The 20388-nt window shown below is 36.6% G+C and carries 21 protein-coding genes and 1 tRNA gene; 1 reads left to right on the forward strand and 21 read right to left on the reverse strand.

Annotated elements, in window-relative coordinates; genetic code table 11:
- Positions 1-120 precede the first annotated feature (120 nt).
- Together ACJ2A9_RS04585 and mce are read right to left on the reverse strand one after the other, a co-directional pair.
- Positions 121-1239, reverse strand: coding sequence for a M20/M25/M40 family metallo-hydrolase (locus tag ACJ2A9_RS04585; RefSeq protein ID WP_441420443.1), 1119 nt, complete (start codon positions 1237-1239; stop codon positions 121-123).
- 178 nt (positions 1240-1417) lie between these two features.
- Complete coding sequence (gene mce / locus ACJ2A9_RS04590; RefSeq protein ID WP_441420444.1) at positions 1418-1846, reverse strand: methylmalonyl-CoA epimerase; 429 nt, start codon at positions 1844-1846, stop codon at positions 1418-1420.
- Between the two features lie 236 nt (positions 1847-2082).
- On the opposite strand from mce, the gene prli42 reads away from it, so the two are divergent.
- Complete coding sequence (gene prli42 / locus ACJ2A9_RS04595; RefSeq protein WP_441420445.1) at positions 2083-2175, forward strand: stressosome-associated protein Prli42; 93 nt, start codon at positions 2083-2085, stop codon at positions 2173-2175.
- Positions 2176-2225: 50 nt separating this feature from the next.
- Here prli42 and ACJ2A9_RS04600 read toward each other — a convergent pair whose 3' ends face one another.
- The 19 genes from ACJ2A9_RS04600 to ACJ2A9_RS04690 all read right to left on the reverse strand — a co-directional run bounded on the left by ACJ2A9_RS04600 (position 2226) and on the right by ACJ2A9_RS04690 (position 20349).
- Positions 2226-2354 carry a hypothetical protein gene (locus tag ACJ2A9_RS04600; protein WP_441420446.1) on the reverse strand — a complete coding sequence of 43 codons (129 nt, stop codon included), beginning with the start codon at positions 2352-2354 and terminating at the stop codon, positions 2226-2228.
- Positions 2355-2421: 67 nt separating this feature from the next.
- Entirely contained in the window at positions 2422-2901 is a 480-nt protein-coding gene (locus tag ACJ2A9_RS04605; RefSeq protein WP_441421029.1) for a L,D-transpeptidase, read from the reverse strand.
- 126 nt (positions 2902-3027) lie between these two features.
- Positions 3028-3978 (reverse strand): aromatic acid exporter family protein, encoded by a 951-nt coding sequence (locus tag ACJ2A9_RS04610; protein ID WP_441420447.1) that lies wholly within the window; start codon positions 3976-3978, stop codon positions 3028-3030.
- A 138-nt stretch (positions 3979-4116) separates the two neighbouring features.
- Complete coding sequence (locus ACJ2A9_RS04615; protein WP_441420448.1) at positions 4117-4839, reverse strand: amino acid ABC transporter ATP-binding protein; 723 nt, start codon at positions 4837-4839, stop codon at positions 4117-4119.
- Positions 4832-5491 (reverse strand): amino acid ABC transporter permease, encoded by a 660-nt coding sequence (locus ACJ2A9_RS04620; RefSeq protein WP_441420449.1) that lies wholly within the window; start codon positions 5489-5491, stop codon positions 4832-4834. The genes ACJ2A9_RS04615 and ACJ2A9_RS04620 overlap by 8 nt, the downstream gene beginning before the upstream one ends.
- A 68-nt stretch (positions 5492-5559) precedes the next feature.
- Positions 5560-6366: a transporter substrate-binding domain-containing protein gene (locus tag ACJ2A9_RS04625; protein WP_441420450.1), complete on the reverse strand. Its 807-nt coding sequence runs from the start codon at positions 6364-6366 to the stop codon at positions 5560-5562.
- A 316-nt stretch (positions 6367-6682) separates the two neighbouring features.
- Positions 6683-8653, reverse strand: a complete 1971-nt coding sequence (locus ACJ2A9_RS04630; RefSeq protein WP_441420451.1) for a TRAP transporter permease — start codon at positions 8651-8653, stop codon at positions 6683-6685.
- A 235-nt stretch (positions 8654-8888) separates the two neighbouring features.
- A complete protein-coding gene (locus ACJ2A9_RS04635; protein WP_441420452.1) occupies positions 8889-9929 on the reverse strand; it encodes a TAXI family TRAP transporter solute-binding subunit in 1041 nt (346 codons plus the stop codon).
- A 182-nt stretch (positions 9930-10111) separates the two neighbouring features.
- Positions 10112-11158 (reverse strand): TRAP transporter substrate-binding protein, encoded by a 1047-nt coding sequence (locus ACJ2A9_RS04640; protein WP_441420453.1) that lies wholly within the window; start codon positions 11156-11158, stop codon positions 10112-10114.
- Between the two features lie 8 nt (positions 11159-11166).
- Entirely contained in the window at positions 11167-11862 is a 696-nt protein-coding gene (locus ACJ2A9_RS04645) for a response regulator (protein WP_441420454.1), read from the reverse strand.
- The gene (locus tag ACJ2A9_RS04650; RefSeq protein ID WP_441420455.1) at positions 11846-13468 is read right to left on the reverse strand and encodes an ATP-binding protein; all 1623 of its coding nucleotides are present in this window, start codon (positions 13466-13468) and stop codon (positions 11846-11848) included. The genes ACJ2A9_RS04645 and ACJ2A9_RS04650 overlap by 17 nt, the downstream gene beginning before the upstream one ends.
- A gap of 157 nt (positions 13469-13625) precedes the next feature.
- Positions 13626-13700: transfer RNA gene (locus tag ACJ2A9_RS04655), tRNA-Arg, on the reverse strand.
- 109 nt (positions 13701-13809) lie between these two features.
- Complete coding sequence (locus tag ACJ2A9_RS04660; RefSeq protein ID WP_441420456.1) at positions 13810-14163, reverse strand: hypothetical protein; 354 nt, start codon at positions 14161-14163, stop codon at positions 13810-13812.
- A 216-nt stretch (positions 14164-14379) separates the two neighbouring features.
- On the reverse strand, positions 14380-14802 hold the full coding sequence (locus ACJ2A9_RS04665) for a BrxA/BrxB family bacilliredoxin (protein WP_441420457.1): 423 nt from the start codon (positions 14800-14802) through the stop codon (positions 14380-14382).
- A gap of 188 nt (positions 14803-14990) precedes the next feature.
- The gene (locus ACJ2A9_RS04670) at positions 14991-16082 is read right to left on the reverse strand and encodes a metal ABC transporter substrate-binding protein (RefSeq protein ID WP_441420458.1); all 1092 of its coding nucleotides are present in this window, start codon (positions 16080-16082) and stop codon (positions 14991-14993) included.
- A 202-nt stretch (positions 16083-16284) separates the two neighbouring features.
- Entirely contained in the window at positions 16285-16767 is a 483-nt protein-coding gene (locus ACJ2A9_RS04675; protein ID WP_441420459.1) for a hypothetical protein, read from the reverse strand.
- A gap of 255 nt (positions 16768-17022) precedes the next feature.
- On the reverse strand, positions 17023-18312 hold the full coding sequence (locus ACJ2A9_RS04680) for a dihydrolipoamide acetyltransferase family protein (protein ID WP_441420460.1): 1290 nt from the start codon (positions 18310-18312) through the stop codon (positions 17023-17025).
- 46 nt (positions 18313-18358) lie between these two features.
- Positions 18359-19342 (reverse strand): alpha-ketoacid dehydrogenase subunit beta, encoded by a 984-nt coding sequence (locus ACJ2A9_RS04685; RefSeq protein WP_441420461.1) that lies wholly within the window; start codon positions 19340-19342, stop codon positions 18359-18361.
- A gap of 14 nt (positions 19343-19356) precedes the next feature.
- Positions 19357-20349, reverse strand: coding sequence for a thiamine pyrophosphate-dependent dehydrogenase E1 component subunit alpha (locus tag ACJ2A9_RS04690; RefSeq protein ID WP_441420462.1), 993 nt, complete (start codon positions 20347-20349; stop codon positions 19357-19359).
- Positions 20350-20388 lie beyond the last annotated feature (39 nt).

The following is a 20388-nucleotide window of genomic DNA, read 5'->3' on the forward strand; positions in this document are numbered from 1 at the left end:
AATACGAACATTAATAATGTCAACAGTTTTATTTTTCGTATTTTCCTATAAAACATCCTAATTACATAAAAAAAAGCCATCATGTTTTTATTAAAACACAATGACTTCCTTTTTTTATTATTATTTTGTCACTTCATTGACAATAGCAACGACCATTTCTGCAGTTTTTACTAATTCTTCTACAGGTATTTTTTCATTTGTCGTATGAATATCTTCATACCCAACTGCAAGATTTACTGTTGGAATACCGTGTCCTGCAATAATATTGGCATCACTGCCTCCCCCGCTTGTAAGTAGTTTCGGCTCACGTCCAATTGCACGAGCTGCTTTTTTCGCCACTTCAACAACGTGATCCCCTTCACCAAATTTAAAGCCTGGATACATAATGTCAAGCTGAACATCAGCAGTTGTCCCCATATTTTTTGCAACACTTTCAAATGCATCCTTCATTTTTGCTACTTGTGTTTCCATTTTTTCAGGAACAAGTGACCGTGCTTCTGCCAAAATATCAACACGATCACAGACAATATTTGTTTGCGATCCACCTTCAAAACGCCCGATATTTGCCGTTGTTTCTTTATCAATTCTACCTAATGGCATTTTTGAGATCGCTTTGGCTGCTACTGTAATTGCAGAGATTCCTTTCTCAGGTGCAACTCCGGCATGTGCTGTTTTTCCATAAACAGTCGCTTTTACTTTTGCCTGCGTTGGTGCAGCTACAATAATATCCCCAACCTTTCCGTCACTATCAAGGGCATAGCCGTACTTTGCTTTGATGAATGCAGGGTCAAGAACTTTCGCTCCTTGCAACCCTGATTCTTCACCCACAGTAATAATGAACTGAATCGTTCCATGCTTTACGTTTTGCTCTTTAAGAACCTTTACTGCTTCAATCATTGCAGCAATTCCGGCTTTGTCGTCTGCCCCTAGTATTGTTGTTCCATCTGTTACGATATAGCCGTCTTTAATCGAAGGCTTAACACCTTTTCCTGGAACTACCGTATCCATATGAGCTGTAAAGTAAATTGTATCAACACCTTCATCTTGACCAGGCAGGGTACAAATTAAATTACCGGCACCATGCTCAGTCTTCTCAGCTGCGTCATCCTCTATTACTTCAATTCCCAAAGCTGAAAATTTTCCCTTTAATACTTCACATATTTTGGCCTCATCTTTTGTTTCAGAGTCAACTTGTACTAGTTCTAAAAATTCATTCACTAATCGTTCTTGATTAATCATTTTTTCATTTCCCTCCTATACGTCTCTCCAAAATCATTATGTATATTTTTTATGTAAATATTACCTCTATACTACATTATATTAATTTATTGTGATTGTAAAATTGCCAATAGACGCGGAAGCTAATCATTAAAAAGACGCTATCCCGGTTACAGCCTGGATTAGCGTCTTGTTCACTCTATTCTACATTTTGTTTTGTTTTTTCACATAACTCATAAAGGATACCACCAGATGATTTCGGATGAAGGAAAGCAACTTTTGCTCCTCCTGCACCTTTTACAGGTTCATTATTAATCATTTGAATGCCATCTGTTTTTAATTGCTCAATTCGACCTTCAATATCTGATACACCAAGTGCAATATGGTGGATTCCTTCGCCACGTTTTGCAATGAATTTCGCAATCGGGCTTTCTGATGATAATGGTTCAAGTAATTCAATTTTAGATTCACCAATCTTTAAAAACGCGACTTTGACACCTTGTGATGGAACTTCCTCAATACCTTCCAGTGATAAATTTAAATGATCAACATAAAACGGTAATGAATCATTTAATGACGATACTGCAATTCCAATGTGATCAATTTTTTTAGGCGCTTGCTTCTCCATTGTTATTTCCCCTTTACCCATAGTATACCTTTCTCTATATCTTATTAATTTTCGTTAAAATACGAAAAAATCCTGCATTTTCCTACACTTTTTTCAGATGTTTTTCAAAATTTCAAATAAATAATAAAACGGTTTTCTGCAGTCAATTTCTTGAAACTTCTTGAATAGCCTTGTTTCTTCGTCCATTGCAAAGTAAAATAGTAGGTAGCTAAAAAATAGATTAGGGAGGTTTTTTTATGCCCCGTAAATATAGAAAAATTATTATTTATATTATGATCGCATCATTAGTATTAAGTTCATTGTTTGCCGGAGCAGCATTCATGTTCTAATAGGATGACTGAAAGAAAGGGGATGTCACATGAGACATCCCTTTTTCTATTCAATATTCAATTTCCTCATAATCCTTTGGCTGTGGCAAAGGTCCCTCCTGATAAGACCGGCGCTTCTGCTGTTCCTTATTTACATCTTTACGCTTAAAACCCTCATTCTTCTCCTGCCTTTTCTTCATTTCTAGTCCTCCTAAATTTTTAAATGAAAAAATCGATAAAAAAAAATCTTTCTACACCAATTCTAAATTAATAAATCGCTCCCTGCTCCCTGGCTAACTCTTCAAAAGACTTACCATTTTTTACGACTAATACTTTAGTTCCGAGTGGTACTTTTTCAAAGAGCTCTTGCACATCCTCTTCATACATACGAATACAGCCATTTGTTAAATAATGACCAATTGAAGCAGGATTGTTATTCCCATGAATGCCAAATATCCTACCATCTGTGCCCTCCGCATCAAATCCCATCCACCTTGTGCCTAACGGATTTTCTTTTGCTCCTCCTTCAATATTCTTTTTTCGATAGTAAGGATCAATCGCTTTTACAGTAATCGTAAATTCCCCTTCAGGAGTCAAGCTTTCTTCTTTACCAGTAGCTACAGATACAACTTTCTCAATCTTTCCATCATTAATAAATGCCAGCTTATTCGTTTGCTTATTTACAATAATCAAGGGATCTCCTAACAGCGGATTTTCTCCTAATGGCCATAAAGGGGAAGCAACCATCACGATCAATACAGCGATTAATTTTAGAGCCGCCAACCAACTCACCCCTACTACTTTTTTATTAGAGTGAGAATTGAAATTAAAAATTATACTGGACTAGCAAAAATAGTTAGAAGAAGATATTTCCTACTTACCTTTTTTATATTGATATTGCACAAATAGATATTGCTCCATTTCATTAACAAAATAAAATAAGGCTGACCGAATCTCGAATTCCCGACGATCTTTAGGTAATTCCATTTCTTTAAATTCACCTTTCATTTCATAAAGACTTTGCAATAGTTGTTCCGTATTATTTCCCGGGTGAATATTTTGACATAATTCCTCTAAAAAACTGGCAATTCGCTCCCCTTGTATCACTGTTTCATCGAGTGACGATATTACCGGCATAACTCGTTCGATGATTTCAAACTGTTTTTCCCTCATTTTAAAGTAATGATAGTATTTATCTTCATATCGTAAAAAATGATTTTCAATATTTCGTAACGCTGTATTTTTTGCTTTTTCTATCAGGTGAGCTGTCTCTGTAATTTCTTCACCATTCCAATCACTTTCTCCATTTCGCAAATAAATAGCCACCTGTTTAAAAATTTCGTTAAAGTTCCGTTCTAATAAAATACGATCTTTCTTTAATTCTTTTTCAACGCTTGGCATATAAAGATTAACGAGCAAGGCTACCCCTATCCCTATTACGATTAACTTTAATTCATTAACAACAATTCCTGTCGATACCTCTTGTAATACATAGAAATGTAAAATTATAACAATAGCGGTTACAATACCTTCCTTTGCTTTGAACATCACCATAGTAGGAATAAACAACAATAGAAGAACTCCTAGTACAAGAGGGTGATACCCAAGGATCTCAAAAAACACAATGGCAAAAATCATCCCGATTACACATGCTAAAAAGCGTTCTCCTGAAATTTGTAATGACCTCTGTTTCGTCACTTGGATACAAAGTATTGTTAATATACCTGCCGAAACATAAAATTGTAGATCTAGCCATTGTGCAATTGCTATTGATATTGCTGTGCCAACAGCTGTTTTAATTGTTCTGTAACCAATTTTAAACATTGTTCATCGCCTTCATTTCTACTATTAGAAAATTTTCCCTGCATTATAAATAGAATACAGGATGAATTGCAAATTAACTAGATTAATGAAAAGAACATATGCAAAAAGGAATGACCTCTATTGATCATTCCTTCAATATTATAGTATTTTCTCCAAAAAGATTTTTGCCCGCTCTGTTTTTGGAGAACTAAAAAATTCAGTCGGAGATGTTTCTTCTAATAGGATACCTTCATCTAAGAAACAGACACGATCAGCGACTTCCTTTGCAAAGCCCATCTCATGTGTAACAATCGCCATCGTCATTCCTGATTGCGCCAATGATTTCATAACGTCAAGCACCTCTTTTACCATTTCAGGATCTAGGGCTGATGTTGGCTCATCAAATAACATCACTTCAGGCTTCATTGCAAGAGCACGAGCAATCGCTACCCTTTGCTTTTGTCCACCTGATAAACGTGTAGGATATGCCCCTTCTTTTTCTGCTAAACCAACCTTACTAAGCAATTCCCTTGCATGTGACTCTGCTTCTGCCTTAGATATTCCTTTCACAGTAATCGGAGCATACGTTAAATTTTCTAGCACTGTCATATGTGGAAAAAGATGGAAATGCTGAAACACCATCCCAATTTTCTGACGCATCTTCATAATATTTGTTTTTGGACTTGTTAACTCAACTTCGCCAAACCAAATTTGTCCTGATGTTGGCTGTTCCAATAAATTCATACAGCGCAAAAATGTTGATTTTCCCGATCCTGAAGGCCCGATAATTGCAACAACATCACCTTTATGAATCTCTGTTGAAATCCCTTTTAGTACTTCGGTTTTTCCAAATGATTTGTGTAACTCTTTTACTTTAATCACTGCGTCTCATTCTCCTCTCCAACATTTTGCCAAGGAGGGTTAATACCATAACTAACACATAATAGATTGCACCAGCCACTAAAAGTGCTGGTAAAAATGAGAACTTATCTGCCCCGACAATGTATGCATTTCGCATAATATCCATAACGCCAATTGTTGAAACAATTGCTGACTCTTTCGTTAAGGTGATGAATTCATTTACCAGTGCCGGCAAAATATTTTTTAAAGCTTGTGGCAAGATGATCTTCCACATCATGCGACGGTATGGGATTCCTAATGCTTCTGCAGCCTCTCTTTGTCCTTTATCAACAGCTTGAATTCCAGCACGAATGATCTCTGAAACATAAGCTGATGAATTTAAGCCAAAAGCAAGAATAGCTGCTAGAAAGGCTGGAATTTTGTAGCCAGTTATTTCTGGCACTGCATAGTAAATGATAAATAATTGCAAAATTAGCGGTGTTCCACGAAATAGTGATGTATAAAAATCAGCAAAAATATTTAATGCCTTTACCCGCGAAATTTTAAATAATGCCAGGATCGTTCCTAACACTAAACCGATTAATATCGATACAAAAACAATCTGTATTGTGACCCATATCCCACTCAATATAAACGGGATAGAGGGCACGATTTGTGAAAAATCCATGCCCACTATTCATCCTTTCTCCTATGAAAAGCGCTAACGCCTTTGTTATCTTATTATTCAGCAAACTCTCTTCTTTATTCTTCGCCACCAAACCACTTGTTAATTAATTCTTCCATTGTTCCGTTTTCAATCATTTCAGCAATAACTGCGTTGAATTGTTCCGTTAATTCGCTGTCCTTAGGGAAAGCAATCGCATAACCTGCTTCCTCTGATGCTGGCATCATAAAGCCTACAAGATCATCATTACTCTTTAAATACCCGTCAGCAACCGTATCTTCTAATACTACTGCATCTATTTGACCAATTTTTAACTCTTGAATAATTTGCGGAATTTTATCTCGTTTTTCAACAACTGCTCCTTCAATTGCCTCAGCTTCTTCTTGCTGAATCGAACCTAATTGTACGCCTACCTTTTTACCGTTAAGATCTTCGAGTGACTCTAAGCCACTATCAGCCATTGTTACAATCATTTGACTACCTTCATAATAAACATCTGAAAAATCAACATTTTCACGACGCTCATCAGTAGGTGTCATTCCAGAAAGTACAAAGTCAACACGATTAGTACGAACCGCTTCAACAAGTCCATTAAAGTCCATATTCGTAATTTCATAATCAAAGCCTAATTGCTCTGCAATGTAATCAGCAATATCAATGTCAAAGCCAATAATGTCACTGCCTTTTGCAGTATCAATGTATTCAAACGGTGGATAGTCAGCAGATGTTCCCATTACAAGAGTTACCTTTTCTTCACCAGCTTGTCCATCATTGTTTTCAGCGTTATCAGCACCCTCTTGATCTGATGCTCCACATCCTGCAAGAATTCCTAAAGACATCACAGCAGCTAAGCCAAACGAAAATAATTTGTTTATCTTTTTCATTTTCTATTTCCCCCTATTAATCTCTCTTATCATTAAATTTATTTTTTATATTTATTCAACTAGATGTATCTTAACACTTTTTTATTATTTTTCAAAGGTTTTTTTACAAAACTTTAAATAAAATCGTAAATAATTATTACATTTTCTGTATAAAAGAAATAACTCAAAATCGCTTATTTACAACTATATGCTTTCCTTATTGTGTATTTAAACTGTAATATCTATGCATAATAATTTTATATGAATTATAGTATTCTATTTTTTCAGAAAAATAAAACAACCTGCAGCATAATGGCTGCAGGTTGTTAAATATACCTTATGAAGTGACACTCGCATTTTGTGTTTGACTCTGTTTGCTTTTAGCGATTTTTTGAATAAAGAATGTTCCAATAACGATGGCAAATGCAATAGCATCCCATATAATATTAGCATTAATCAGTGATAATGATGCAACAATTAATAAGCATCGAACAATCCATCCCGCATTTTTACCTGCAAACCATCCTTGAACAGAAGCTGATAATAGATAGATACCGAATGAAGCTGTTAATGTTGCAAGTGCAATTTCACCTAATGATCCAAACATCATTAGTTGCGGGCTATACATAAACATAAACGGTACAATAAATGCTGCTATTCCTAACTTAAATGCCGTCACACCTGTCTTAAATGGATCTGTTCCGGCAACTCCTGCTGCTGCATATGCTGCTAAGGCAACTGGAGGAGTAATTGCTGACATTACTGCATAGTAAAACACGAACATGTGAGCAAATAATGGTTCAATTCCAATTTGAATAAGTCCAGGCGCAACAACTGATGCTGCAACTGCATAAGCAGCTGTTGTTGGCATCCCCATACCAAGGAGAATCGATATACCCATCGCAAATACTAGAGCCAGTAACGTATTTTGATCAGCAACACTTAAAAGCATCGAACTAAAGCGTAGACCAACCCCTGTTAATGCAATAACACCAACAATGATCCCTGCAGCCGCACAGACTGCTAATAATCCAATGACGTTTTTCATACCAAGCTCAAGAGCTGCTAAAACCTTCTTTAAATCCATTCTTGTTTTTGGGTTCACCCAACTAATGATTAAACACGCTAAAATTGCAACTGTACCTGACCTAATAACTGAGTAGCCACTAAGGAGTGCACCTATTAATAAAATAATTGGTATAAATAAGTAAGCTTGCTTCATAATCCCGCTTAAAGGAGGTAACTCTTTACGAGATAGACCTTTCATATTCTCTTTTAACGCTTGAAAGTCAACCATGAAATAAACGGATAAGAAGTATAACAGGGCTGGGATCGTTGCTGCAATAATAATTTCAGAATACTTAATCCCTGTAATTTCAGCCATTAAGAAAGCACCGGCACCCATGATCGGGATCATAATTTGACCACCAGCTGATGCTGTAGCTTCTGTCGCTGCAGCGAATCGTCCGCTGTATCCTACTCTTCTCATTAATGGAATTGTTAGAGAACCTGTCGCAACGGCATTACCTGCAGATGTTCCGTTCATCATTCCCATTAATCCACTCGAAATAACAGAAACCTTTGCTGGTCCACCACGCATTCCCCCAGCTAAAGAGAATGAAAAGTCAATAAAGTACCGGCCTACACCTGACATTTGTAGAAATGCCCCGAAAATAATGAATAAAAGAATATACTTTGAGGAAACGTCAAGAGTTACACCAAATACGCCATCTAAACCGTAAATATACGTCACAAAACGTTGTAAACTATATCCATTATGATTTAAGATACCAGGTAAATAAGGTCCAAGGAATGCATATGCGATAAATACTCCGGCTAAGATTGGTAATGTCCAACCACTTGTACGTCTTGTAATTTCCAATACAATTAATAAACCAACGATAGCTACTACCGTATCCATTGTTGTTGGCATAACTCCGAAACGGAATAAAAGTGCTGAAAGATTTGCAAAAACATAATAAGTTACATAAATCGTCGCGGCAATTAATAACCAATCAATAACATGAACTTTATTTGATTTTGTGTTCCATCCTTTAAACAGTAGCAATGCTAATATTGCACCAAATGCAAGGTGGATGCTACGGAAAATCCATGGATCTATCGGATTAAAGTTCAGGATCCATAAGTGAAACAAAGCACCAGTAATGGCAATAATCGCAAATAACTTTTTCGTCCAACCCGTTAGTTCCCTTGTACTACCAGATACTTCAACTGCCTCTTCTAACTCTTTTACTTTATCTTCGCTAACAACAGAATTGATTTCTAGATGTTGATTTTCTTTAGTCATAAGAAGACCCTCCTATCTAAACTGTATTGCGGCATCTCCCCCCATCTATTAACTTAGGTTTACCCCAAGCCTTTAGCGCTGGTAGAGCTTTCGCTGCGATAGTTACAACACATTTTTAACTTATTCATATATCTAACCTTTTTTAACACTTTTGTTCATAAAGTTACTAAATCGCTGATTATGAATATTCACCTGCCAAAAACGTTTAGCAGGTGAATAGTAGAATCATAGTATATTATTGTGGATAAACTGCTTCAGGTAACTCAATACCGATTTCTTCGTAGTAACGAATTGCACCTGGGTGTAATGGTAATACTGTATTTTTAAGAATTGCTTCAGGTACAGCTTCCTCAGCTGAGCTGTGAGTTGTAATTAATAAATCTTGATTTTCATGGTAAGATTTTACAAGCTCATATACAAAGTCTTCGTTCATATCTTTGTGAACAACACCAAAGTTAAACATTGCAATTGTTTCTAAATCCTCTTCAAGCTGACCATAAGTTCCAGCAGGAATTGTAAATGGCTCAAAGAATGGATATAGCTCAATCACTTTATCACGCTGTTCACCATCAATTCCAAAGAAGTTAAGGTCACGTTGCGCTTCTACTTCAGATACTGCAGAAATTGGAATTCCAGCAGCAAATCCGATTACATCTAACTGACCATCCATTTGTTGACTTGTCATATCACTTGCTCCAGCTTGTACTGGTGTTACATCTAATCCTAATGCTTCGTGGATTAACGGTAAGTACGTTCCAGATGTTCCTCCAGCTGGACCAACTCCTACACGCATTCCATTCATATCTTCTAATGTAGTGACTCCACTACTTTCTAAAGACCACCAGTGGAATGGTGTGTCATACATAGGGAAGATAATACGGATATCTTCCATCTTTTGACCTTGTGTCCACTCACCTGTACCTGTATATCCTTCATATGCTGGACCAAGAGTTACTAATCCAATATCAATATCTTTAATTTGTGTTAATTGCATATTGTGAACTGGTCCACCTGTTACCTCAACGTTTGAAGTTACTCCCATTTTATCGAGAAGCTGTGCTAGTCCACCACCATAAATAAAGTACGTTCCACCTTGTGATGCAGTACCGATTGTTACAGTTGTTGGTGCTGCAGATTCTGCTGCAGGAGCATCTCCTCCGTTATCTGTTGAAGAACTTCCTCCAGACGTATCGCTGCTCCCACCACCACAAGCAGCTGCAAATACCAAACCTAATCCAGCAACAGCTGTTAACAGAGATCTTTTGAATCTTTTCATTTTTCTTCCCCCTCTAAATATTTTTTATTTTTCTATAATTCAAATTATAAAGCGCTTTCATAAGTTCTGTCTTTATTTGAACATAACAATCATTTTGTTCATATTGTTCTTGAATTTTAAACTATTTAGATAATAAAGAAAAAAGCTGTAGACATAATAATATGTCACAGCTTCACTTTAATTCATTGTTGTAATTTGCGTACTTCGCCCATGATTTCTTCCCCTATAATAGGCTCATATTCTTCGTAAACTGACTTTAGAGCATTGCGCCAAATCGTTTTTTCATCTTCAGTTTGTACATAAATTTCGATCATACCACTATCATAAATTCGACCGAGCATTTCCTCATCAATCTCCTTAGCATGCTGCCGCAACCATTCGGTCACTTCCTGCATAGCTTCTTCTATACTTGCTTGATGTTCGGATGGTAATGAACTCCAAAATTCCGGATTCATTAAAACAGCATAGCCTAAATAATTATGATTACTGACCGTCATATATTTCTGCTTCTGATAAAAGCCTTTTGAATAAATATTTGATAGAGTATTTTCTTGGCCCATTATCGCCTCATCCTTTAAAAGACTGTACACTTCATTAAAAGGGTGGACACGAGGAAAAGCATTTAATTCCCGGTACGTCTTTAATAGAGCATCGCTAGGCATCACTCTTATCGTTAAGCCTTCTACATCCTCTGGATACATAATTGGACGTAAATTGTTTGTAATTTGCTTAAATCCATTATCCCAAAAAGCAAGACCTTTATATCCACGTTTTTCGATGCTTTCAAATAACAGTTCTCCTATTTGACCATCGAAAGCTTTTTCAATCTTTTCTTCATTATCAAATAAATATGGGAGATCCATCACCACCCACTTTGGATCATGAACCGTTATTTCTGACAATGCAGGGGCGATCATTTCAATTTCCCCTTTTTTCAATGCTTCAAACTCCTCTTGAGCTTGATACAATACACCATTAGGATACAATTCGACTTTTACCCAACCGTTTGTTTTTTCTTCTACTAACTTCGCAAAATAAGCAGCTGCAAGTCCTTTCGGTGTGTTCCTTGCAACAACATGACTAAACCGAATAACATACTTCTCATTCAAACCTTCTAATTCTTTATCAATGGCAATTGGCTGTTGAGGTCTTTCATAACCAAATCCAACGTAAATGGCTGTTGCAACTCCAATAAATAGAAAAGAGAATATAACAAGAAGACCTCTCATCGGAACGTTCACCTACCTTTGTTCGCTAACCTGTACAATTGTATCGGCCTCCCAATTGTTCCATATGTTAACTGCATCTCAACTTTTCCTGTTGATTCCAAATAATTCAAATATCGTCTTACTGTTACACGGGCTAGTCCTACTTCTGACCCAATTTCCTCTGCTGACTTTGCACTATCGATATGATTCAAGTACTCCACAATCTGATTTAACGTAGGCAATTGCAATCCTTTTGGCAGCTGGTCACTTTTCGGGCTTTCCTTTTGAAGTCTTACTTGGTCTAATTTATCTTGAGAAAATTGTTCTGTTTGATTTAGTTGAACATAAACATCTTTATACTTGTACAATGCTTGCTTCAATCGATCAAACGTAAAAGGTTTTACAATGTAATCCACCACTCCATAGCGTAATAACGTTTTAACAGTTTGTGTGTCATTCGCTGCTGTAACTGCTAAAATATCAACGTCATATTGATCTTGCCTTAACCTGGCAATCGTTTCAAGTCCGTCTTCTTTAGGCATGAAAATGTCTAATAATACTAGATCCGGATTTAATTCTTTTACTTTTTGACGCCCTTCTTCACCATTTGAAGCTACACCTATTATTTGGAAACCTTCTATTTTTTCGATAAACATACGGTTGACTTCCTGAACCATAGGATCATCCTCAATAAGTAGAACAGTAATATTATGTTGTTTGCTCATTCTGATCCCCCGTTCGCCTTTTCATTGGCAGTTTTATTGTAATTCTTGTCCCTTTATCGACCTCACTATCAATTGTCAATATCCCGTCTACTCGATCAACAATCGCCTTCACTAGAAATAGACCAATACCTCGTCCTTCTTTTTCTTTTGTAGAGAATCCTCTTACAAAAATCTCCTCTTTAATATTCTCTGAAATTCCCGATCCATTATCTTCTACTTGAAGCAGAAGATACTCATCCTGTTCTTTGATGAGAACCTCTACTTTCTTGTCCTGCTCCTCGGAATGTAATAATGCATCAAAGCTATTATCAATTAAATTTCCTATTGTAACAACCATATCATGGATATCTGTTCCATCTGGATAATTTAGAAAGACACTATTTTTATCGATTGCCACCTGTATTCCTAATTCTTTTCCTCTACTTACTTTTCCAAGCAAAAGACCTACGAGACTATCATCATGAATTTGATTTGTAAAAACATGAGACATTTCGCTTTGTTCCTCTGACAATTGAAAAATATAATCAAGTGCCTTTTCACCTTGACCTAATTGCAAAAGCCCTGCTATTGTATGGAGTTTATTTGAAAATTCATGATTTCGAACCCTTAACGCATCTACAAATGCTTGGACACCTGTTAACTCCTCTGCTAAACGAGTAACATCGGTTTTATCACGAAAAATGGCGACTGCACCAACTGTCTCTCCCGCAACTGTAATCGGTATCCGATTGCTCATAATAAGGCGGTTTTCGATATAAAACTCTTTTTGATATTGCGGTTCATCTAATCGCAATATTTCTGTAAGCTTTATCCCTGGTATTACGTCTCGTATCTTTTTCCCAAAAACATTACCATTTATATTGAGCATAGTCATTGCTGCTTGGTTAATAACGGTAATATCTTCCTTATCATCAATGGCAATGACACCATCATCAATTGCATTAAATGTCGCATTTCTCTCTACTAGTACTCTTGCTAATTCGTCTGGCTCCATGTGGAATGTTTGCCTTTTAATGTGATTTGCCAGTAACCATGCGCCCCACATTCCAAATAACGTAACAATAATAAAAATAACAATCGCAGCATTCTTCAGTTCCTCGATAAGTGTGAAAATAGTTGGTAATATATTTCCTACAACTACAACGCCAACCTGTTCCCTATCTTCATTAATAATTGGAACAAATGCTCGTACTGTTTGATGACCATTATCAGACTTGGCTTTCGATAAATAAATATGTTCAGCAAACGCTGCGTCTTCATCTCCACCAGCAAATCGGGTATGAATTCGTTCTTTTATAGGGTGCGTTAAGCGAATCCGATCCATATTCAAAATAACAATATAGTCGTTATTATTTAACACCCGTATCCGTTCTGCAATTGGTTGAAGTATCTCTGAAGCATTTTCAGCATTGATCTCTTCTTGGACCGTATTTATTTGCGCAACAAGTTGCGCTGTAATCATTGAGCGGTGTGATAATTCTTCCTCTTGTACTTTCATCATATAGCCGAGAAGAATAATCCCCCCAATCAGTAAAGAAAACAAAACGATTCCAAATGCAAGTCCAGTTATTTTCCAACGAATGGGCAAATTTAATAATTTCCTCAATTATCCTCCTCTTTCCTACTATCATGATGTAAAACATATCTATAGTTAAGTTTAATATATCATATCTATTTAGCACTTACGGATTCAACTTGCAAAAAAACTATAACAAAAAAGACCTTTAACTGTTAGTAAGCTAAAGGCCTTTACTCTTATGTATTGGCGCGCCCACCAGGATTCGAACCCAGAATACGAGAGCCGAAATCTCGTGTGATATCCATTTCACTATGGACGCATATAATTATTGGACACTTTGATAGTATACTTAAATTCTAACTTTATGTCAAGATAAGAATAGAAAAGAGTTGAAAGCTGCTCACTAACAACTCTTTATTAAGGAAAGACTATTGTTGAACAACCTCTTCTTCAAACATTTGTTCAAATCGATTATTGATTTCATCTTCTTTGTAGCCCAACTTATAAAGACGAGTTGCTAAATTTTGTGACCATAACGAACTGCGCTCAGCAATTTTTTTATACTTTTTCGCTTTAGAATCTTTCTCTTTCATGCGACTATCTGCGTTGGATAAAATATTTTCCACCATAAATAGCCCTTTCCATACTTCATCTTCACTTAAATTCTCACTATTATCATTTAAATATTTAATTACTTTTTTATAAAATTTATCAAATTCCTCATATGGGATCTCGTCGTCCATATTTAAGTAGCCATGAATCTCAACATATAAATCCTGCATCAGACACACTCCTTTATTTTTTACAAAAACATTATAGCACAAAAAAGCAAAGAGCATACAACCTGTTTTTGCAGGAAGTATACCCTTTGGGAAATGTAGAATGTAAAATTTAGAATTTAAATCTTTGACAGTCTAATCATTGATGTCCTATATAACACTTCTCTTGAGACTGCTTAAGTAATTCTAAATTCTTAAATCTCAATTCTAAATTAATCTTTAAAGATATGTGTCAAAGATTTTTTCTAGCTTTTGGGCAACTTCAATTGGTTCGTGACCTTCGATCTCATGTCGTTCTACCATTGTTTGAATTTGACCGTCTTTTAATAAAGCAAATGATGGTGATGATGGTGGATAACCAGTAAAGTACGTTCGAGCTTTTTCAGTTGCTTCACGATCCTGTCCAGCAAATACTGTAACAAAATGATCTGGTTTTTTTTCATAGTTCTTCATATATGAAGCAACAGGACGAGCAATTCCTCCTGCACAACCACAAACTGAATTTATCATAACCAAGATAGAACCTTTTTCATTAAACAGTTTTTCTACCTCTTCAGCCGTTTTAAGCTCCTGATAGCCTGCATCAACCATTTCTTTTCGAGCAGTATTCACGACATCATTCATCAAAAAGTTAAAATCCATGATAACACTCCTAACTTCAATATATTCTGTAAGACTTTACATTATTGTACCTTTCTTACAGGCAATCTCCAAATAAATTGCTTACTAATTTAGATTTTAATTGTTTCTAAATAATTTACATACACTACTCATATTTTCCAACTTAAAGAAAAATAACCAATCAAGTCTCCGATTGGTTATTTTTTCTCTTATTGCAACGCTGTCCGTAATGCTTCAATATTTTTTCTCATCAAACTAAAATAATCTTCTTGATTATCGATATCTTCCTGGGTAACTGCTTCAAGATTGTGGATTCGTAATGCTTCTGCACCGATTTCACCCTTTACAACTTCAGCCACTTTTGAGGATACATTTTGCTCAAAGAATACATAATTAATCCCATATTCTTCAGCATACTTTATAATTTCCTGTAATTGTTTTTGTGACGGTTCGTTTGTAGGTGACAAACCTGAAATTCCGATTTGTTTGATTCCATAACGCTCTGTCCAGTACCCATACGCTGCATGAGAAACAAGGAATGTATCATGAGAGACTTCGGACGCCATTTCTTGAAATTCAGCATCTAATGCTTCAAGCTCTTCTTTTACTTCGATAAAATTAGCTTCAAACTCTTCAGCAGCTTCTGGCATTAAATCTACTAATACCTCTTTGATATTTTCAGCTAATGTAATCGCTAGAATTGGATCTAACCAAACATGAGGATCTAAATCTCCGTGTTCATGATCATCATGTTCATCTTCCTTATGACTGTGTTCATCATCCTGCTCGTGTCCATGATCATCATCTTCATGTGCGTGATCGTCATCTTCATGTGCGTGATCGTCATGCGCGTTCTCATCTTCTCCATGACTATCATCGTGCACATAATCAGTAAAAGCAACACCTTCTGAAGCTTTAACAATTTCAACTTTTTCATTTTCTACCGAGTTAATTAAAGCATCTGCAAAACCTTCAATTCCAGCACCATTGTAGATGAAAGCATCTGCCTCAGCAACTTCAACCATTGTTTTTGCGGTCGGTTCAAACGTATGAGCGTCTGCTCCAACTGGAACAACATTCATTACATTCACGTATTCCCCACCGATTTTATTCGTAAAGTCTTCTAATGGAAAAATAGTAGTATAGATTTTTAATGGTTCAACAACTTCCGCTAGATTTTCATCAACCGTTTCTGTTCCCGTTCCATTTTTAATTTCTTCTCCGTTTGACTCATTTCCACATGCTACTATAAATGTGGATAAAATTAAGATTATTGCAAATAAGAAAGCCTTGATTTTCATTACAATCCCCTTTCGTAATCATTACGATTTATATCAACAAATTGGATTATATCGTAATAGTTACGTTTTGTAAATAATAAAAGTCCTTCATAGTTCATTGTTTCTTCAAAGTTTTTTCTTGGTCATTCTATGTTTTGCAAAGAGAATGTATTCAATAAAAAAATCACTTTTATCTCAAATAAAAGTGATTTTTTCTATGGACTTATTTAACCATGTCTAATCTTGATTTTAGAATGTTATTTAACTCTTTATGTTGTTCAAATAACTGAGGTAAAATTTCTTTGATTTTTTCTCCATCTTGTTTCTTAATTGCTTTTGTAAACTCTTTTTGTAGTTCACCATGCTTATCTAACCATTCTTTATCGATCGTTTCGGCATGAAGCAATTTCCCTTGTTGTGTTGCTTCTTTTAACTTTTTATCGATTAAATCTCTCTCTTTTCGAATTTCTTGCCATGTTTTCTCTGTATTAGGTGCATGCTTTTGTGCTAATAGTTGGTAATAGTAATCCATATGTACAGAAATTGCTTCATGATCATGATACACTTGCTTCATTTGATCACAAAGTGATTCTTTCTTCGCACTTTCTTCCCCTTCTGCGTTAGCAATCATCGTAATACTGCCAAAAGCTAGCATAATAGCAACAACCGCTAGTAAAAACCGCACTTTTTGCTGTTCAATGTTCATCAATGATCATCCCTTCATAACATGTTATTCAACAGTTCATAGGATAACCAGAAATGGAGAAAACATGCAAAAAGTTTAGAATTTAGAATTTAGAGTTTAGAGTTGCTTTTAGCTCATTTAAGTAGAATAAAAGGACACTTCATGAGCAGCTAGAATTTCTTCTGTGAAACACATTCAATAACTCTAAACTCTACACTTTAAACTCTAAATTAAAAGAAAAAAGCTGTTTCGACCTTGCGAAACAGCTTCTTTCTTTTAATAAATTGGAGTATTTTCGGCAGTAATATTCTCAAGTTTTTCTTTAATACGAGCGAGGAAGCGGCCGCATACAAGGCCGTCTAAGACGCGATGGTCAAGTGATAAACATAAGTTTACCATGTGACGGACAGCGATCATGTCATTTGCCATAACGACTGGGCGCTTCACAATTGATTCTACTGAAAGTATTGCTGCTTGTGGGTGATTAATAATTGGTGTTGAAAGGACTGAACCAAATGATCCTGTGTTATTAACAGTGAATGTGCCGCCTTGCATTTCAGCACTTGTTAATTTGTTTGTTCTTACTTTTTCAGCTAAGTCATTTACTTCGCGTGCAATTCCTTTCACACTCTTCTCGTCAGCATGCTTAATCACCGGAACATATAGAGCGTCGTCAGTAGCTACTGCAATTGAGATGTTAATATCTTTCTTTTGAATGATCTTATCGCCTGCCCACATGGAATTAATTTGCGGGAATTCTTTCAATGCTTCAACTGTAGCTTTAATGAAGAAAGGTAAAAACGTTAAATTGAACCCTTCTTTAGTTTTAAAGTCGTTTTTAATTGAACTGCGATAGTTCACTAGATTTGTAACATCTACTTCCACCATTGTCCAAGCATGTGGTGCCTCGTGCTTACTCTTCACCATGTTTGCAGCAATGGCTTTACGTACGCCACTAACCGGGATTTCTTTATCACCAGGCGCAACCGGAATTGGTGCCGTTGGCGCTGGTTTTTGTGTAACAGCTGGTGCTGTTGATCCTTCTGTTCGTTCCACAACCGGTGTCGATGCCGCTTTTTCCTCTTGTTTTGGTGCTGCTTCAGGAGTCGGGATGTTTCCACCTTCAATAATCACTTGTAAATCTTTACGAGTAATTCGTCCACCTTTACCCGATCCGTTCACTTGCTCTAAATCTATGTTATTCTCTTGAGCCATTTTTAATACAGCTGGAGAATATCTTCTTTTTTGTGATTGATCAGCATTTTCTTCAGTTTGAGCTTGATTGACTTCTTTTGTTTCTTGTTGTGTCGATGCTGTTGTTGCTTCACCTTCAACTTCTATAGTACAAATAACTTTTCCTACTTCAAGCGTTTCGTCTTCACCGGCAATTAATTCTTTAATTGTTCCTGTATAGGATGAAGGTACTTCCGCATTTACTTTATCAGTCATTACTTCTGCAATTGGATCATATTTATTTACTTTGTCGCCCGGTTTAACAAGCCATTTACTTATTGTTCCCTCAGTAACACTCTCACCGAGCTGGGGCATGGTAATTTCGGTAGCCATTCAAATGTACCTCCTTGTTTTTCATGAAATCTGCATATTCTATAGCTTAAAATTCTGCCAGTTCTTTGATTGCATTTTCTACTTTATCTGGATTCACCATAAAGAACTTTTCCATTGTAGGTGCATATGGCATACCTGGAACATCTGGACCTGCAAGACGTTTAACAGGTGCATCAAGGTCGAACAGGCAATGCTCAGCGATAATTGCTGCTACTTCACCTATGATACTTCCTTCCTTATTGTCCTCTGTAACAAGTAACACTTTTCCAGTCTTTTTAGCCGCTTCAATAATCGCTTCCTTATCCAATGGATAAACCGTGCGCAGATCAAGAATGTGAGTAGATATCCCCTCTTTCTCTAACCTTTCTGCCGCTTGCAAAGCAAAATGAACGCATAATCCGTACGTGATGACTGTTACATCATCACCCTCACGCTTCACATCAGCTTTGCCAATTGGTAATGTGTAATCTTCCTCTGGTACTTCCCCTTTAATTAAACGGTATGCACGTTTATGTTCAAAGAAAAGAACTGGATCATCATCTCGAATTGCAGCTTTTAATAATCCCTTCACATCATAGGGAGTAGAAGGCATGACAATCTTTAATCCCGGAGTGCTTGCAAACATCGCCTCAACAGATTGGGAATGATACAGAGCCCCATGTACCCCACCGCCATACGGTGCACGAATGGTAATTGGACAATTCCAATCATTATCTGTACGATAACGAATTTTTGCAGCTTCTGAAACAATTTGGTTAACTGCAGGCATAATAAAATCAGCAAATTGCATTTCAGCAACAGGACGCATACCGTACATCGCTGCACCGATACCAACCCCAGCGATGGCTGATTCTGCTAAAGGCGCATCAATTACCCGCTCTTCTCCAAACTCTTCATAAAGCCCGTTTGTTGCTCTGAATACACCACCACGTACTCCTACATCTTCACCTAATACGAATACACGCTTATCTCTTTGCATCTCTTCGCGTAAAGCTTGAGTAACAGCTTCAATATATGAAATTATTGGCATAACTCTCCCCCTCCTTATTCTGCATACACGTGCTTTAAGGCATGTTCCGGATCAGCATACGGTGCATTTTCCGCATATTCTGTTGCCTCATTCACAATTGTTGCAATACGGTCATTAATTTCTTTTTCTCTTTCATCCGTTAATATATTTAACTCTTTTAAATACGCTGCAAATGTAATAATTGAATCTTTCTTTTTCGCCTCTTCCACTTCCTCACGTGAACGATACGCACGATCATCATCATCACTAGAATGCGGTGTTAAGCGATAAGAAACGGTTTCAATCAATGTCGGTCCTTCGCCACGGCGTCCACGATCGGCTGCTTCTTTTACCGCAGCATAGACAGCGAGCGGGTCATTACCATCAACCGTTACTCCAGGCATACCATAACCAATTGCACGGTCAGATACTTTTTCACATGCTAACTGCTTATGAATTGGTACTGAAATGGCAAATTTATTATTTTCACACATAAAGATAACCGGTAATTTATGAACCCCAGCAAAGTTGGCACCTTCATGAAAGTCCCCTTGGTTTGAAGATCCTTCACCAAATGTTGTAAAGGTAACAAAGTCTTTACCTTCCATTTTTCCTGCTAAGGCAACGCCGACCGCATGCGGAACTTGCGTTGTTACTGGGGAAGAACCTGTAACAATACGGTTTTTCTTCTGCCCAAAATGTCCAGGCATTTGTCTGCCACCTGAATTGGGATCTTCTGCTTTCGCAAACCCTGATAACATTAAATCACGTGCTGTCATTCCAAATGTCAGTACAACACCCATATCACGATAATATGGCAGAATATAATCCTTTGTACGATCTAAAGCCATTGCCGCACCTACTTGAGCAGCTTCTTGCCCTTGACAAGAGATTACGAAAGGAATTTTACCTGCTCGGTTTAATAACCACATACGCTCATCAATTTTACGGGCAAGTAACATTGTTTCGAACATCTCTAACACATTGTCATCTGTTAAGCCCAGTTGAGCATGACGATTTTCAGCCATTTTATAGCCTCCTTTTTTTCTTTAACTTAACTTTATACA

Origin of the sequence: Anaerobacillus sp. MEB173 (genome assembly GCF_052119505.1) — a bacterium.
GTDB lineage: Bacteria > Bacillota > Bacilli > Bacillales > JBJMAU01 > JBJMAU01.

Excerpts from the sequence above, each read along its gene's own strand:
- ACJ2A9_RS04675 (WP_441420459.1), bottom strand. The coding sequence starts at position 16,767 with ATGAACATTGAACAGCAAAAAGTGCGGTTTTTACTAGCGGTTGTTGCT.
- mce (WP_441420444.1), bottom strand. The coding sequence starts at position 1,846 with ATGGAGAAGCAAGCGCCTAAAAAAATTGATCACATTGGAATTGCAGTA.
- ACJ2A9_RS04635 (WP_441420452.1), bottom strand. The coding sequence starts at position 9,929 with ATGAAAAGATTCAAAAGATCTCTGTTAACAGCTGTTGCTGGATTAGGT.
- ACJ2A9_RS04660 (WP_441420456.1), bottom strand. The coding sequence starts at position 14,163 with ATGCAGGATTTATATGTTGAGATTCATGGCTACTTAAATATGGACGAC.
- ACJ2A9_RS04665 (WP_441420457.1), bottom strand. The coding sequence starts at position 14,802 with ATGGATTTTAACTTTTTGATGAATGATGTCGTGAATACTGCTCGAAAA.
- ACJ2A9_RS04625 (WP_441420450.1), bottom strand. The coding sequence starts at position 6,366 with ATGAAAAAGATAAACAAATTATTTTCGTTTGGCTTAGCTGCTGTGATG.
- ACJ2A9_RS04600 (WP_441420446.1), bottom strand. The coding sequence starts at position 2,354 with ATGAAGAAAAGGCAGGAGAAGAATGAGGGTTTTAAGCGTAAAGATGTA.
- ACJ2A9_RS04685 (WP_441420461.1), bottom strand. The coding sequence starts at position 19,342 with ATGCCAATAATTTCATATATTGAAGCTGTTACTCAAGCTTTACGCGAA.
- ACJ2A9_RS04680 (WP_441420460.1), bottom strand. The coding sequence starts at position 18,312 with ATGGCTACCGAAATTACCATGCCCCAGCTCGGTGAGAGTGTTACTGAG.
- ACJ2A9_RS04670 (WP_441420458.1), bottom strand. The coding sequence starts at position 16,082 with ATGAAAATCAAGGCTTTCTTATTTGCAATAATCTTAATTTTATCCACA.
- ACJ2A9_RS04585 (WP_441420443.1), bottom strand. The coding sequence starts at position 1,239 with ATGATTAATCAAGAACGATTAGTGAATGAATTTTTAGAACTAGTACAA.
- ACJ2A9_RS04630 (WP_441420451.1), bottom strand. The coding sequence starts at position 8,653 with ATGACTAAAGAAAATCAACATCTAGAAATCAATTCTGTTGTTAGCGAA.
- ACJ2A9_RS04690 (WP_441420462.1), bottom strand. The coding sequence starts at position 20,349 with ATGGCTGAAAATCGTCATGCTCAACTGGGCTTAACAGATGACAATGTG.
- ACJ2A9_RS04640 (WP_441420453.1), bottom strand. The coding sequence starts at position 11,158 with ATGAGAGGTCTTCTTGTTATATTCTCTTTTCTATTTATTGGAGTTGCA.
- prli42 (WP_441420445.1), top strand. The coding sequence starts at position 2,083 with ATGCCCCGTAAATATAGAAAAATTATTATTTATATTATGATCGCATCA.
- ACJ2A9_RS04605 (WP_441421029.1), bottom strand. The coding sequence starts at position 2,901 with ATGGTTGCTTCCCCTTTATGGCCATTAGGAGAAAATCCGCTGTTAGGA.
- ACJ2A9_RS04610 (WP_441420447.1), bottom strand. The coding sequence starts at position 3,978 with ATGTTTAAAATTGGTTACAGAACAATTAAAACAGCTGTTGGCACAGCA.
- ACJ2A9_RS04645 (WP_441420454.1), bottom strand. The coding sequence starts at position 11,862 with ATGAGCAAACAACATAATATTACTGTTCTACTTATTGAGGATGATCCT.